Origin of the sequence: Paraburkholderia largidicola (genome assembly GCF_013426895.1) — a bacterium.
Taxonomy (GTDB): Bacteria; Pseudomonadota; Gammaproteobacteria; order Burkholderiales; family Burkholderiaceae; genus Paraburkholderia; species Paraburkholderia largidicola.
Window position 1 is genome coordinate 2,840,042 of record NZ_AP023174.1, and the last position, 15,404, is coordinate 2,855,445.

The following is a 15,404-nucleotide window of genomic DNA, read 5'->3' on the forward strand; positions in this document are numbered from 1 at the left end:
CTATGAACAGATCCTCAGGGGGTTTTCCAGCTTTTCGGCGCTCGCGGCGGGAACGCCAAGCGGTAGTCTTCGGAATTGAGCGTCAGATTGGGGCTATAAAACGGATCATGTGCAATCTCCCCCCCCCAGCGCGACAGCATGTAGGTTCGCTCACGCGCATCACGTTCTATCTGCGCCGGGCTCAGGTTTTCACCACGCGACACCGATTCGAGATGGTACAACTCGGCGAACGGCGTAAAGACGATGTCGTAGCCGGCTTCTCTGATCTTCAGACACAGATCGACGTCGTTGTAGCCGACCGAAAGGTTTTTTTCATTATATCCGCCGACCTCATCGAACACATGCTTGGGGACGAGCATGCACGCCGCCGTGACTGCGGAAACATTCTGCACCAGCATCGGGCGCCCGAAATAACCAACCGAATTCCGAGGGAAATGTCGATGTCCATGCGCTGCCACGCCATAAAGTCCCAGCACAACGCCCGCGTGCTGGATCGTGTCGTTCGCGTAGTAGAGTTTCGCCCCAACTGCACCTACATTTCGCTGTGAAGCTTGTGTCACCAGTTCGGTCAGCCAGCCTGGATGGATCACCTTGATATCGTTGTTCACAAAACCAAGCAGTGAGCCTGTCGCGATTTTGGCAGCCAGATTGTTCAGTTTCGAGAAGTTAAATGCACCTTCCACCCGCAATACCTTGACTCGCGGGTCTTGCTTGATCAACTCGAAATATTCGAGTGTCTCCCGTTCGACGCTTTCGTTATCGACAATGACAACCTCGAGACTTTCATACTCTGTTTCATTGAGCAAGCCGCTAATTGCGACTTGGAGAACGTCGAGGCGGTCACGCGTCGGTACGATCAAAGACACACGAGGCGGTCGCGCAGGCGCTTGACGTTTCACCCGCCACCAGCTCGGAAACTGCTCAATGGGTACGACTTCGGCACCAGGTTCAGCCTGTTCGAAGTACTCCACAAGCGCGCGATGAGCCGTGTTCACCGACTTGTCAGGGTTGTCGGTCGAAAAACTCGTGACACCCGGAAAAATGCGCCAGTGATAAAGCACGTGTGGAATGTGTCGAATACGTGATGCCTGTGTATGTAAAAGGAAGCGAAGCACGAAGTCGTAATCCTGGCTTCCTTCAAACCCGATCCGGAAACCCTTGATCTTCTTTACGATCGATGCGCGATAAATGCCCATATGCGCAACGAAGTTCTGTGAATAGAAAAGCTCCTGATTCCAGTCAGACTTGAAATACGGGTCGTGTCGATTGTCGTCCTCGTCGATCTTGTCCTCGTCCGTGTAGATCATATCTACCTGTGGATGAGTGTTAATCTCCTCGGCGACGGCAAAAAGAGCATGCGCGGGTATCGCGTCGTCGTGATCCATCAACGCGATGAACTCGCCAGTGACCAACTCCAGCGCACTGTTGCTCGATGCCGAGATATGACCGTTCTTCTCGCGGAAAGTGACTTTGATGCGCCCGTCTTTCGCCATGTACTCTTCGAGGACGGTACGCACTTCGGGATTTGTCGATGCGTCGTCGGCAATGCACAGTTCCCAATTGGGATAGGTTTGCGCCAGTACGCTGTCGAGTGCTTTACGCAAGTACTTGGGACGAGGGTTATAGACGGGCATCAGCACCGAAATCAGCGGCTTTTGCGCGAGTGCATCGCCAAGCTCGCGAATTCGCACGATGTCGTCGGGGGTCAACGTGTCATACAGTTCGACCCAGGCGCGATACTCGCCCTTGTCGTACTTGCCGACCACGCCACCGCGCACGAGCGACTTCACCGCATGCAAGTTGCCCCGCAACGTTTCCTTTATCAGCAATCCCCGCTGCTCGGAATCGAGTGATGTGTACCCCTCGCGTACGAGTCCAAGCTTGCTGATACTACGAACGTTGAGACGTTTGATCGCGAAGTGCACATCACTACGGTCGACCGGATCGAATCGTAGCGAGCGCACGCCAGCTGGTAGAACGATCAGCCGGCGCTCGAGCCCCTTGACATAACCTGTGATCGGAAACGAGAAAACCTGCTCACCATTGTCACCAGCGAATGCGTAAACAACGGGACTCAATGGCATCTGTCCGGACTCGATCTCCAGCTCGATCAATGCCCAGCCGGGTCGGATACCGCTCCAACCGGCAGCGACGGAAAATTGTGGATCGTCTCCCGTGCTTACAAAACCATTGGTTGTACGCTGAAGATCCTTGACGGGCGTGTAGCTCGCTGTCGACGCACCGCGCACAATGCGATACGGTACCGCCGCCAGGCGTTTGGCACGACGCAGCAGTCGTAACGTGACGCGAAGCGGCGCGGTAATTCGCCAGCTAAACGACGAGCGATACGATTCGACGGCGGCACTCAAACGGGCCGCAGATGCGCCGACATTGGTTAGCGCCGCCCTCAATTCCTTTTCCTCGGCTTCGAGACGTGTGACCCTCGCAAGACTATCGGTCAATTGAACCCTTAGGGCCACCAGCGTTTCATCGTCTTCTTTCAGACGAGCGCTCGTAACGTCTGAAGCTAATTCGTGTCGAGGAGCCAGATCGCGCGCCGACCAGTCGAACGCGCCTGAGGCCAGCTTCGACGGAGCGCTGCTGTCTGATGCAACTGCAATGAGATGTGTCGGATCACCCAGATCTTGCTGACGGCCGATCCGCGGTCCGTGCAGCGACACATGCGCAAAGTGGGCTTTTGCAAACGCCTCGAATTGCGCTTCGGGAGCGTTACACCCGTCAGAGTACGACATGACGAGCACGCCGTCTGACCGCAGCACACGCTTGATTTCGGCCATCATTGCTTCAGGTGCTTCACGCCACCCGGTCGCGTTCAGACTGACGACTACATCCACCGACGCTGTTTCCAGTGGGATGCCCAGTGCAGAGCCGGTTCTGAATTCGAGCCGTTCTGAACCGTACGTCTGTTGCGCGGAGTGAATGGCGTCGACGGACAGGTCAAGGCCTGTCACGTTACGAGCGATTCGTGCGAGAATCGACGCGCCATAGCCGTCGCCGACTCCGATCTCCAGCACATCTTTGCCCACGCACAGCGAGCCAGCACTTATGTAACGGTGCAAATGCTCAAGCTCGATATTGCCCTGTTGTCCGGGTGCAAAGCGTTCACCGGTATGTTCCATATATACGATCTTTAAAAAACAGGACCAGGCATCAATCGAATTGCCCGACGCGAGGTGGAAATGCAAGGGAGAAAAACCGACCGTTGGCCACGCAGAGATTCGGATTGTGGAACGGGTCGTTCTCCAGGACCGTTCGCCATCGGCTGAGCATCCAGTCTGCCTCCTTCGTTAAGCGTTTCGCCCTTTCTCCGTGCGCGTCATTACCCCGAGTCGCTGATTCATGATGATAGAGATTCGCAAAAGGTACGAAAACGTTTCGATACCCGGCGTCATGCAACTTCAGGCAAAAGTCGACATCGTTGTACGCTACCTTCAGGTTGTCGGCATCTAATCCCCCAACCTCTTCGTACACCGCCTTCCTGACGACAAGGCACGCGGCGGACACCGCCGCGACCTGTTGCGCGAGGACAGCCCGTCCGAAGTACCCCGCAGCGCCTTTTTCGATTCTATGGTGCCGGTGACCCGCGATCGAGCCACCCGCCAAGGCAACGCCTCCGTGCTGCATTGTGTCGTCCGGATACCACAGCGCTGCGCCCACCGCGCCGGCGTCCGGTTGGAGCGCATAGCCGCAAAGAATTCGCAACCAGTCGCCGTCAACGATCTCGATGTCGTTGTTCAGCAAGCACAGCAATGAGCCGCGTGCTTGCACAACAGCAGCATTATTTAGAGCCGAATAATTGAATGGTGCGTCGATACGCAATACCGTTATCCGCTCATTTCTGGCGTAACCTTCAAGCAGCCTCAACGCGTGCTCATCCGTCGAGCCGTTGTCGACGATAAGAACTTCGAAATGCCTGTAATCCGTGAGTGCCAAAAGACTATCGATACAACGCGCCAGCAATTCGGGCTTGTCACGTGTGGGTATGATGATCGAAACCATCGGCTCCGGCTCTGGCACGCGAAAAATGGTGCGGATCATCGCGGTATTCGCACGCAACGGCTGCACACTCGCCACGCGTCCGCACCGCTCCAGATGCTCCCTCACCGCACGCAATGATGCGTCCCGTGCATACGGCTTGGCGCCCACATCGCGTGCCGTGCTCGCCGGTGTCAGACGCCAGTGATACAGAACGTGCGGAATATGCACGATCTCACCTGCCGCCACTAGCTCTGAACAGCGTAATACCAGGTCGTGGTCCTGGCTCCCTTCAAATCCGTAACGGAATCCACCGACCTCGCGCAAAAGTGCCGTTTCAAAAACGCCCAAATGCGAGAACATATTCTGCCCGAGCATCAGAATTGGGTCCCACTCGCCTTTGAAGTACGGCTCAACCCGACCGGCGTCTGGCGCCAGTTTGTCCTCGTCGCTGAACAGCATCCTCGCGCGAGGATACTTGCCTAGATAAAGGACAATCATTGCCAGCGCGTGCTCGGCCAAAACATCGTCGTGATCGAGCAACGCAACGTAGCGTCCGGTTGCGAGCGCCAACGCATCGTTGCTCGCAGCACAGATGTGACCGTTGACGGTACGGCGCACATACTTGATGCGCAGATCGCGCTGCGCGTATTCTCGCAATGTGTCCTCTACGCGCGCGTCATTGGACGCGTCGTCGCAAATACACAGTTCCCAGTCGTCGTAAATCTGTGACCGCACCGACTCGATCATCTCGCGCAGATGGTCTGGCAACGTGTTGTACACAGGCACGACAATCGATATACGGGGACGATCAAGCAGGCCGGCCAGACTGGCACGCAATTCTGCCCGTTTAACGTCGTCGATCGTGTCGTATTGCTCGATCCACGACGGATACTCAGCAGCGATAGTCGCGCGCCGGAAAAGCCCTCGAAGTCCCTTCGCTCCGTCACGACGAACGACGTCGATAACCCCCCGAGCGACAGGCGCAACGCCGCCGCGAACCTGGATGGCCTCGTGGACACCTCGATAGAACTGTCGCGGCGTCGCTAGCAGGGATCTCCAGCGCATCGGTCAGACAAGCGCTTCATATGCGGACACGACTTCCTCCACTGGACCGAAAGCGCGAACGCGCCCGCCGTCCATCCATAGCGCCTTGTTACAGACCCGCCGGATCTCCGAGTTTGCGTGCATCGCCAGCACGACGATCTCGGCGCGGCTGTGCAGGTCTTGCAAACGCGCTTCCGCCTTGTGCATGAACGACGCATCGCCGACGCCCATCACTTCGTCCAGCAGCAGAATCTCTGCATCGACAGCAGTCGAGACGGCAAATGCCAAACGCACGCGCATCCCGCTCGAATAGGTTCGAAGCGGCAGATCCAGGTAGTCGCCCAGTTCGCAGAACTCGACAATGTCATTGATCTTGGCCTTGATTTCGGCATCGGTCATGCCCAATAACAACCCGCGCAGACGAATGTTCTGCATCCCCGTCGAGTTGTCGTCCATACCCAGGCTGATGTCCAGAAGCGGAACGATCTTGCCCTCGCTACTCACCGAGCCAATGGTGGGAGAATAAATCCCAGCCATCATACGTAGGAGCGTCGACTTGCCCGCACCGTTGCGTCCGATCAGTCCGATACGATCGCCGCTTTCAAAACGAAGGTCCACCTCGTTAAGTGCACGAACGACGATCACGCCGTCGTTATCTTCAGCGATAGTGTTCCGGCGCCCCATCCGCAGCACCTGCTTCTTGAGCGATCGCCCCTGCACGTCGTAGATTGGCAAATCGAGCGTCGCGCCTTTAAGTTCAATGAACGCCATAATCTTTTCTCTCAGACCCAGTAGGGAATTCGTTTCAGGTAACGGCCGGTCATCGCAAGTGCGAGGATCCACCCGAAAACCGCCATCACAATTGCAACGGACCACGTCACCAGGTCAGGCATTTGCCCAATCAGCGGGGCGCGAACCAGATCGATCAGATGCGCCAGCGGATTGAATTCGACAATGAATGAAAAGCGAGTCAGTGCATTCGGGCGATAAATGATCGGCGTTATGTAGAACGCAATCTGAATGAGTGCAGCAACAATCTGCGGGAGATCTCGGAAACGGGCCGATAGCAAACCGGCGACCATCGCAATCCACAAAGCGTTCAACAGATAGAGAAGCAGCGCAGGAATAAAGACCGGCAGTGTCTCCCAGCTTTTCACACCGAAAACAGCGAGCAGTACGATCACGATAACGAAGTTGTGTGCGAGGATTACCAGATTTCGCCACAGTACCTGGAAGATGTAAATCAGCTTGGGCGTTGCAGCCTGTCTGATGTAAGTTCCGCTATTGATGTAGGCCGTACTGCCTTCCTGGACCGTTTGTGCAAACGTCGTCCACAGCACCAGACTAATTGCGAGAAACGGTAGGTAGTCGCTCATCTTCTGGCCAAACAGCGAGCCGTAGACAACACCGATTGAACCGATCATCACACCCATGCTGATGGTCAACCAGAACGGTCCGACACGCGATCGGGCGTATCGTTGACGGATTTCGAGCCAGCCGAGCAGAGTCCAAAGCCGCCATGAGGCGACGCTTTGTTTCAGATCTTCAGATATGTTTTTGAACATGTGTAAGTTTCAACGAATTACGTAGTGTGTTTCGTGTTCGCGCGAACGTCCCGACGAGCCCAATCCCGGCATTCGTCAGGATTTTCACAGCGCGCCCATTCGCCCAATCATTCCGTGCCAGATTCCTAGCAATGCCATCCGTACGTGCTGGAAGCGAGGAGTCAGACAGAGTCCATATATCAGGACGCGAACGGGCAATTTGATCAGTTCGGTCCCTTTCCAGCTCCAAGGCATATATCTTCGTCCCATCAATGCGATTGCATTGCGAAACAGGTAGTAGTGACGCACAGGACTATGACTTGGATAGTTGCGCCCCATCACGCGTATTGGCTCTCCTCCAAGCGAGTGCGACAGCCGCAAGCTCGGTGAGCCAAGCACCGCATACCCGGTGCGACGCGCTCTTACGCACCATTCGACGTCGACAAAGTCTATAAACAGCACGTCGTCCATCGGACCGACGTCGCGCCATGCAGCGAGATTGACGCATGAGCCTGACGTAATCAGAAAATCTACGTCTATCAGTCCTTCCCCTTCGGCCGGGATACGCTTCCAGGCAGGAAAGGAAAACCGCACAAACGATGCAACCCCACCAAGACGCGCATCCTCGTACGCAGGCCCGATGACAGCAACCCGGCGGCCGGACGTCATTTCCCGCTTCAGCGTCAGCGGCAATTCCGTCAACAATTCAGAGGATGGCTCGCTATCCTGATCAAACAACAACGCTGTCTCGCAACCCTTCGCAACGAGATACTCGACACCTTGATTTAACGCAGTCGCGATACCCAGGTTAGCGCCATTCGAGATGTACACGACCTCGTCGGCAAGTCGGAGTTCGGATTTGCTACGTACGGGCTCCGTATTGTCCACGACCACGCACAACCCAAACCGCGCAAACCGGTTGGCTCGCTGAATACAAGCATCGTCGGGATGATAAAAAACGACAACGATCCCAGTACGCTGCAAATCATCCACGCTGGTCACTCATCCAACGCACGTAACGGTCGACGCCTTCCTGCACCGTCAGGAACGGCGCGTCGTAGCCCGCTGCGCGCAGCTTCGTCTGGTCAGCCTGCGTGAAGCACTGATACTTGCCGCGCAGCGCATCGGGGAACGGGACGTACTCGATCAGCCCGCGCTGCACCAGCTCGGCCAGCGACAACGCGACCTCGCCGTCGAGCACGCGCAGCGTGTTGACGACCGTCGATGCGATATCGTTGAACGGCTGCGCGCGTCCGCTGCCCAGATTGAAGATGCCCGACTTCTCCGGGTGATCGAAGAAATACAGGTTGACCTTCGCCACGTCTTCGACGGAGACGAAATCACGCGTCTGCTCGCCCGCGGCGTAGCCGTTGTACTCGCCGAACAGCTTCACCTTGCCTTCGGCGCGGAACTGGTTGAAGTTGTGGAACGCGACGGACGCCATGCGCCCCTTGTGTGCCTCACGCTGCCCGTACACGTTGAAGTAGCGAAAGCCGGCGATCTGGCTCTTCGCGCTGGGCAGCACGCGGCGGATCACCTGGTCGAACAGGAACTTCGAGTAGCCGTACACGTTGAGCGGCGCTTCGACCTCGCGCTCTTCGACGAAGCGCGTCGAGCCGCCGTACGTCGCCGCCGAAGACGCATACAGAAACTGCACGCCTTGCGCGAGACACGCATCGAGCACCGCGCGGCTATAGCGGAAGTTGTTGTCCATCATGTAGCGGCCGTCGGTTTCCATCGTGTCCGAACAGGCGCCTTCGTGGAAAATCGCGCGCACCTTGCCGAAGTCGCCGCGCGCGAAGCGTTCGACGAATTCGGTCTTGTCGAGATAGTCGTCGATCTCGCAATCGACGAGATTCTTGAACTTGTCGGCGCGAGTCAGATTGTCGACGGCGATGATGCGGTCTTCGCCGCGCTCGTTGAGCGCCTTGACGATATTGCTGCCGATAAAACCAGCCGCGCCGGTGACGATGAGTGTCATGATTGTCCGATACTGAAGAATCCGAGGCCGTGTGCTTACGAGCTCGACGGAAAAAGTTCGTCGTACGACACGGGCGTTGTGCCCACCTTGCCCACTACGATGCCGGCCGCATAATTCGCGTTCACCACGGCGTCCAGAAGTGGCAGGCCGGCGCCTAGCATCGCCGCGACGGTGCCGATCACGGTATCACCCGCACCCGAAACGTCATAAACGTCGCGCGCAGCAGTGGGAACGTGGATAGACTGGTCGTCTGCAAACAGCGTCATCCCTTCTTCCGAACGTGTCAGAAGCAACGCGTCAATCTCCAGATCGCTGCGCAGCTTCGTCACGCGCTCAAGCAGGTCACCTTCCGATTTCCATCTGCCAATGACTTCGCGCAACTCTGCCCGGTTAGGCGTAATCAGCGAAGCACCGCGATATCGTTCCCAGTCAGATCCTTTCGGGTCGACCAGCACGTGCTTGCCTGCGGCGCGCGCCATAGACACCATGCTCGATACGTGTGTCAACCCACCCTTCGCATAGTCCGACAGAAGCACGACGGCCACCTGCGGAAGCACCGCCTCGAAACGCGCGAGGCCGGCCAGCAGAATCTCCTTGGTGGGCGACTCTTCGAAGTCCACGCGCAGCAACTGCTGTTGGCGCGAGAGCACCCGCAACTTGATGATCGTCGAGATCGAAGAATCACGTTCGGCCAACGCGATCACGTTGCTATGCGCGAGCAGTTCCATTAGCCGCTCGCCCGGCTCGTCATGACCGATCACACAAATTAGCGATGCTTTCGCTCCGAGTCCCGCAACGTTGCAGGCAACGTTGGCAGCGCCTCCGAGGCGCTCCTCAACGCGCTGAACGTGCACGACGGGAACGGGCGCTTCCGGAGAAATGCGCTCCACGTTGCCAAACCAGTACCGGTCCAGCATCACGTCCCCGACGACGAGCACTGTCGAACACGCCAGTTGCTTGCGCGTAATTAATCTCAAATTATTGGCGCCCGCATTCGGGTCGACTGCGTTCGCTTCGATACTAGGCATAAATAGGCAAGGTACAGAATGTACTGACGGCGAGCGGCCGGCCGGTGAGCCGGCCGCTGAGACTGCTGGCAAGACTAACCAGCGAGACACAGCTGCAATGCCGCATCCCATGAAGGTGGGGTCAGTCCAAAGTGTGCCTGGAGTTTGCCGTTGGACATACGCGAGTTGCTTGGGCGTGCCGCCGGCGTCGGATAGGCAGACGCAGGGATCGGCTTCACGACCGGTTTTTTCTCCAGCGACGAATGCGCGAAGATGGCCTCAGCAAATCCATGCCATGACGTGGAACCCGAGGCCGTCAAATGAAAGATGCCTGAGTGTTGCTGCCACCAGTCCGCGTGATCCGCTGCCAGCGATTGCGCCAGCACATTAGCCGATACTGCAGCAATCGTGTTCGCCCAAGTCGGCGCACCAACCTGGTCCGCAACAACGCTTAGTTCATCGCGCTCAGCGCCAAGCCGAAGCATGGTCAGCAGAAAATTCTTTCCACGCGCTCCGTACACCCAACTCGTGCGAAAGATCAAATGCGAGCAGCCGACCGCTGCGATCGCCTGCTCGCCCGCGAGCTTACTCCTGCCATATACATTCTGAGGATTGACGACGTCGTCCTCAACGTACGCGCCGGCCTTTTTGCCGTCAAACACATAGTCGGTCGAATAGTGGATCAACGCCGCGCCCTGACGCTTCGCTTCTTCCGCGAGCACGCCAGGCACCTCAGCGTTAAGGCGCATCGCGTTATCGACGTCGCTTTCGGCTTTGTCGACTGCCGTATGCGCGGCCGGATTCACGATCAGTGTCGGCTTGAGGTCACGCACCACGCGGCGAACCTGGTCGAGATCGGACAGGTCAAGCTCATTGCGGCCGAGGGCAACGACGCGGCCCAGTCCCTGCAGACTACGCGCGAGCTCAAAACCAACCTGACCATTAACCCCAGTCAGCAAAATGGTACGGGGTTCAGACGTCGTCATGGTGGACCTCACGCAAAGCAATCCGCTTCAGCCAGACGCTTGCCCGCCGCATCCTTCGCTGCCAGCAATGGCTCGAAATCTATCGGCCATTCAATACCAATATCCGGATCGTTCCAAACGATGCTGCGCTCATGCGCCTGATACCAGTAATCAGTTGTCTTGTAGAGGAATTGCGCCGAATCCGACAGTACGACAAATCCATGCGCAAATCCGGGAGGCACCCACAATTGGCGATGGTTCTCCGCCGACAGGTTCACGCCAGCCCATTTACCGAAGTTTGGAGAGCTCTTGCGAACATCGACGGCAACGTCGAACACCTCACCCTCGACGACGCGCACAAGCTTTCCCTGCGCGTGCTCAATCTGATAGTGCAGTCCGCGCAGCACGCCCCTGGCCGATCGCGAATGGTTATCCTGAACGAATTCAACACCTGCTTCGACCTGCTCGTCGAACTCGCGCATGTTGAAGCTCTCAAAAAAGAAACCCCGCGCGTCGCCGAACACTTTCGGTTCGATGATCTTGACTTCAGGAAGCGCCGTAGCAATTACTTGGATGGCCATGCAACTTGGTCCTTCGGAAGATTGAGCAAATATTGACCGTAAGCATTCTTCGCCAGTGGCCCCGCGAGGCGCAACAACTGCTCGCCATCGATCCATTCCCGCCGGTAAGCGATTTCCTCCGGACACGCCACGACAAGCCCTTGCCGCTTCTGCAGCGTCGCAATGAATGTCGCCGCCTCGATCAACGATTCGTGCGTACCCGTATCAAGCCACGCATATCCACGCCCCATGATCTCGACATCCAGCTTCTTCTGCTGGAGGTAGCGCGAGTTCACATCCGTAATCTCGAGCTCACCACGCGCAGACGGCTTGATATCCGCCGCGATATCGCAAACGTCGTTATCGTAGAAGTACAAACCGGTGACCGCATAATTCGATCGCGGCTTCGCCGGCTTTTCCTCGATCGACAGCGCGCGGAACTCCTTGTCGAACTCGACCACGCCGTAACGCTCGGGATCATGCACGTGATACGCGAACACAGTCGCGCCGTCGGTGCGCGCACTCGCCCGCTCCAGCTGCTTCGCCAGATCGTGACCGTAGAAAATGTTGTCGCCGAGAATCAGCGCCGACGGATCGTTGCCAACGAACTCGCGGCCAATGATGAACGCCTGCGCGAGGCCATCCGGCGACGGCTGCACCGCGTACTGGATATTCATGCCCCACTGGCTGCCGTCGCCGAGCATCGCCTCGAAGCGCGGCGTGTCCTGCGGCGTCGAGATGATGAGCACATCACGGATACCCGCGACCATCAGCGTCGACAGCGGGTAGTAGATCATCGGCTTGTCGTACACGGGAAGCAGCTGCTTCGACACGACGTGCGTGATCGGATAGAGCCGCGTGCCGGATCCGCCCGCGAGAATAATGCCTTTGCGCGCCATCGTTCCGCCCTTACGCGCGTTGCGCGTAGTTCGTTTCGACCCACTTGCGGTACTCGCCCGAAGCGACCTCGTCGGCCCACTCCTGGTTGTCGAGATACCACTGCACCGTCTTCGCGAGACCCGTTTCAAACGTCTCGGCCGGCTTCCAGCCGAGTTCGCGTTCGAGCTTGCGCGCATCAATGGCATAACGGCGGTCGTGGCCCGGACGATCCGTCACATAGGTGATCTGATCGCGATACGAGCCTTGCGCCTTCGGACGCTTCTCATCGAGCAGGTCGCACAGTGTATGCACGACTTCGAGGTTCTTCTTCTCGTTCCAGCCGCCGACGTTATACGTCTCGCCCGGCACGCCGCGCGCGAGCACTTCGCGGATCGCGCTGCAGTGATCGCCGACATACAGCCAGTCGCGCACGTTCTGACCATCGCCATACACGGGCAGCGGCTTGCCGCCGAGCGCGTTGGCGATCATCAGCGGGATGAGCTTTTCGGGGAACTGGTAAGGGCCGTAATTGTTCGAGCAGTTGGTCGTCAACACCGGCAAGCCGTACGTGTGGTGATACGCGCGCACGAGATGGTCGGAGCCCGCCTTGGTGGCCGAGTACGGGCTGTTCGGCGCGTAAGGCGTCGTCTCGGAGAATTGCGGATCGGTCGCCGACAGCGAGCCGAACACCTCGTCCGTCGATACGTGCAGGAAGCGGAATGCCGCTTTGTCTGCGTCGTTCAGCGTGTTCCAGTAGGATCGTGCTGCCTCAAGCAACGTGAAAGTACCCACCACGTTGGTCTGGACGAAGTCCGCCGGCCCGTGGATCGAACGGTCGACGTGGCTTTCGGCGGCGAAGTGCAGCACGGCGCGTGGCTTGTGTTCGGCGAAGAGTTTGTCCAGCGTGTCACGATCGCAGATGTCGGCGCGCACGAAGACATGACGAGGATTGTCCTGTTGCGATTTCAGTGTGCCCAGGTTGCCGGCGTATGTGAGCTTGTCCAGGTTCAGGACAGACTCATCCGAGGCGTTCAACCACTCAAGCACGAAATTGGCGCCGATAAAGCCGGCACCGCCCGTTACCAGGATCATGGGATTCCTTCTAGAGATTATCTTGGCCGTACGACCGGCTCTGCGTCGGCGGCGAGGCGGCAATTAATGCCGCACCGCTCAAACCGCCAGCAAAATTGACCGGGCATCACAAAGGCGCACGTGGGTATCTAACCGGCCATTATAAAGGTGCCGATGAGAAACACCAGCGCACTAACAAACTGAGACAGTTTGTAAATCAGGCCAGAGAAAGCATCCAGTCGATGGTGTCTTCAATGCCGATGGCCGGCATGTCGGGGACGACGCGATTCAGCCTTTTCGCTGAACCAACCAGCACTTTGACCTCATTTTGACGGACGAAGGCGGGATTTACGCGAATTTCAAGATCGTGACCGGAAGCTTCGCGCACGATATCGATGATATCGGTGAGGGTCCGCGGACTGCCGCTGCACACATTGAGTGTTTCGCCTGCGACAGGGGCCTCGAGCAGCGCCCGATACGCCCGCGACACCATCCGGACGTCAGAAAAATCGCGTGCAACGTTGATATTTCCCAACTCGATAAACGGTCGACGCCGCACAAAATGGGAAACGATTTTCGGAACCAGGAAACGCTCGGACTGGCCGCGCCCCGTGTAGTTGAAAGGCCGCGTGACAACGATCGGCAGCCGGTCGAACCACGTCCGCACCAGATGCTCCATCGCCAGCTTGCTCGCCGCATAGTGATTGACGGGCGCCGCCGGCGCATCTTCGTCGACGACACCTTCCGCGTTTCCGTAGATGTTCGCGCTGCTCGCAATCAGGATCTTGCGCGGCTCGTGTCCGACGTCGACGCACGCCTGCAGCAGGTTCGTCGTGCCGATCACGTTGACGTTGTACATTTCCAACGGATCGTCGTGCGCGACGAAGCTGATCGCCGCCAGATGCACGATGAATTCGGGCTTCAACTCGCCGATCAGGCGACGGCAATCCGGCAGCGATGTGATGTCGAGCGTGCGCTCGCCGGCCTGCGGATCGCCAGCCGTCGTGCCGATGACCTCATAGCCGGCGTCGGCGAGTTCTTCGCGCACGTAGGCTCCAGTGAAACCGCTTGCTCCCGTGATGAGAACGCGGTGGATGACTGGCTGAGACGGATGCCGCAAATCCCTTCCTCCCTGATCTGAGCGCCTGTCGCGCTGGCAGCGGCCGATTATATCGGACGAATGAATGGACCCCGTTCATTCCCAAAGGGTCGTGGGAAGTTAGTTTGGCGGTCAGAAAATCGTCCAAAAATCCGAAAAAAATCAAAATAATTCAGCGCTTGCGCTGCGTTTTCGCCCAGGATGGCCCAGCAACGCCAGCAACCTGCGCCAATGTCGGACGGACGGGAGATCGCGCGCTATCATGTCGCGTTGTGCAATGCAGCTTGCCTCGCAGCACCATCGAACTCCATTCCGGGCGAATCGCGGTGCAGCACATACGCGCGCCGCTGCGCCCTTCGGACCACCATTTCTTGCCGATGACCGTTTCCACCAGCTCCCCTCCCCTCGCTTTCGGCGATCTGCAGGGCTGCCGTACCCAGTTCCAGCAACTTCTCGTCAAGGCCGCGCCGCCCGCCGACGCGCCCCTTTGGTTCGCGGGCGACCTGATCAACCGCGGCGGCGAGTCGCTCGCTACGCTGCGCGACATCATTGCGCTCGGCAATCGGGCGGTGCCCGTGCTGGGCAATCACGATCTGCATCTGCTGTCGGTGTCGGCGGGAATCAGAAAGTCCAAGAAAGGCGACACGATCGATGAGATCCTCGCCGCACCCGACGCCGAAGATCTGCTGCACTGGATCCGCCATCGGCCGCTCGTTCATTACGAGAACGGCATGCTGCTTGTGCACGCTGGCGTGTTGCCGCAGTGGGATGTCGATCTGACGCTGGAACTCGCGGACGAACTGCAACGCGCGTTGCGCGCCCCGACCTGGAAAGAGACGCTCGCCGGCCTGTACGGCAACGAGCCGAACCGCTGGAAGCCGGGCCTCAAGGGCATCGACCGTTTGCGCCTGACGTGCACCGCGCTCACGCGGATGCGCTTTTGCAATGTCGATGGCGTGATGGACTTCTCATCGAGCGGCGGCGTCAATTCCGCACCGTCTGGCTTCATGCCGTGGTTCGACGTGCCGGGGCGCAAGACCGAAGACATTACGGTCGTGTTCGGACATTGGGCCGCGCTCGGCCTGACGGTCCGCGACAATCTGATCGGACTCGATTCGGGTTGCGTGTGGGGCGAGCAGTTGTCGGCCGTCCGCCTGGCGCAATCACCCGCCGAACGCACGGTCACACAGGTGGAATGCGAAGGCTGCCGTGCCGTCGTGGGTTGATCGCGAAAAGGTGAAGTCTGATTGGCGCG

Annotated in this window: 13 protein-coding genes; 1 reads left to right on the forward strand and 12 read right to left on the reverse strand. The window is 58.2% G+C overall.

Translation table 11 applies throughout. The annotated features are described in order from the left end of the window. Positions 1-14: 14 nt before the first annotated feature. The 12 genes from PPGU16_RS12625 to PPGU16_RS12680 all read right to left on the reverse strand — a co-directional run bounded on the left by PPGU16_RS12625 (position 15) and on the right by PPGU16_RS12680 (position 14,170). Positions 15-3,140, reverse strand: a complete 3,126-nt coding sequence (locus PPGU16_RS12625) for a glycosyltransferase (RefSeq protein WP_180720282.1) — start codon at positions 3,138-3,140, stop codon at positions 15-17. Between the two features lie 31 nt (positions 3,141-3,171). Then, positions 3,172-5,064, reverse strand: coding sequence for a glycosyltransferase family 2 protein (locus PPGU16_RS12630; protein WP_180720283.1), 1,893 nt, complete (start codon positions 5,062-5,064; stop codon positions 3,172-3,174). A gap of 3 nt (positions 5,065-5,067) precedes the next feature. Then, a complete protein-coding gene (locus tag PPGU16_RS12635; RefSeq protein WP_180720284.1) occupies positions 5,068-5,814 on the reverse strand; it encodes an ABC transporter ATP-binding protein in 747 nt (248 codons plus the stop codon). 11 nt (positions 5,815-5,825) lie between these two features. Next, a complete protein-coding gene (locus PPGU16_RS12640; protein WP_180720285.1) occupies positions 5,826-6,608 on the reverse strand; it encodes an ABC transporter permease in 783 nt (260 codons plus the stop codon). Positions 6,609-6,692: 84 nt separating this feature from the next. Further along, complete coding sequence (locus PPGU16_RS12645; RefSeq protein WP_434064398.1) at positions 6,693-7,580, reverse strand: glycosyltransferase family 2 protein; 888 nt, start codon at positions 7,578-7,580, stop codon at positions 6,693-6,695. Further along, positions 7,573-8,568 carry an ADP-glyceromanno-heptose 6-epimerase gene (gene rfaD, locus PPGU16_RS12650; RefSeq protein ID WP_180720287.1) on the reverse strand — a complete coding sequence of 332 codons (996 nt, stop codon included), beginning with the start codon at positions 8,566-8,568 and terminating at the stop codon, positions 7,573-7,575. Before rfaD ends, PPGU16_RS12645 begins: the two co-directional genes overlap by 8 nt. Before the next feature lie 35 nt (positions 8,569-8,603). Next, positions 8,604-9,596, reverse strand: a complete 993-nt coding sequence (gene rfaE1, locus PPGU16_RS12655; RefSeq protein WP_180722625.1) for a D-glycero-beta-D-manno-heptose-7-phosphate kinase — start codon at positions 9,594-9,596, stop codon at positions 8,604-8,606. Positions 9,597-9,670: 74 nt separating this feature from the next. Beyond that, positions 9,671-10,561: a dTDP-4-dehydrorhamnose reductase gene (gene rfbD / locus PPGU16_RS12660; RefSeq protein WP_180720288.1), complete on the reverse strand. Its 891-nt coding sequence runs from the start codon at positions 10,559-10,561 to the stop codon at positions 9,671-9,673. A gap of 8 nt (positions 10,562-10,569) precedes the next feature. After that, positions 10,570-11,121: a dTDP-4-dehydrorhamnose 3,5-epimerase gene (gene rfbC, locus PPGU16_RS12665; RefSeq protein WP_180720289.1), complete on the reverse strand. Its 552-nt coding sequence runs from the start codon at positions 11,119-11,121 to the stop codon at positions 10,570-10,572. After that, complete coding sequence (gene rfbA, locus PPGU16_RS12670; protein WP_180720290.1) at positions 11,106-11,999, reverse strand: glucose-1-phosphate thymidylyltransferase RfbA; 894 nt, start codon at positions 11,997-11,999, stop codon at positions 11,106-11,108. The genes rfbC and rfbA overlap by 16 nt, the downstream gene beginning before the upstream one ends. A 10-nt stretch (positions 12,000-12,009) precedes the next feature. After that, positions 12,010-13,071, reverse strand: coding sequence for a dTDP-glucose 4,6-dehydratase (gene rfbB / locus PPGU16_RS12675; RefSeq protein ID WP_180720291.1), 1,062 nt, complete (start codon positions 13,069-13,071; stop codon positions 12,010-12,012). Positions 13,072-13,267: 196 nt separating this feature from the next. Next, positions 13,268-14,170 (reverse strand): NAD-dependent epimerase/dehydratase family protein, encoded by a 903-nt coding sequence (locus PPGU16_RS12680; protein WP_180720292.1) that lies wholly within the window; start codon positions 14,168-14,170, stop codon positions 13,268-13,270. Positions 14,171-14,526: 356 nt separating this feature from the next. On the opposite strand from PPGU16_RS12680, the gene PPGU16_RS12685 reads away from it, so the two are divergent. Next, the gene (locus PPGU16_RS12685) at positions 14,527-15,375 is read left to right on the forward strand and encodes a symmetrical bis(5'-nucleosyl)-tetraphosphatase (RefSeq protein ID WP_180720293.1); all 849 of its coding nucleotides are present in this window, start codon (positions 14,527-14,529) and stop codon (positions 15,373-15,375) included. Positions 15,376-15,404 lie beyond the last annotated feature (29 nt).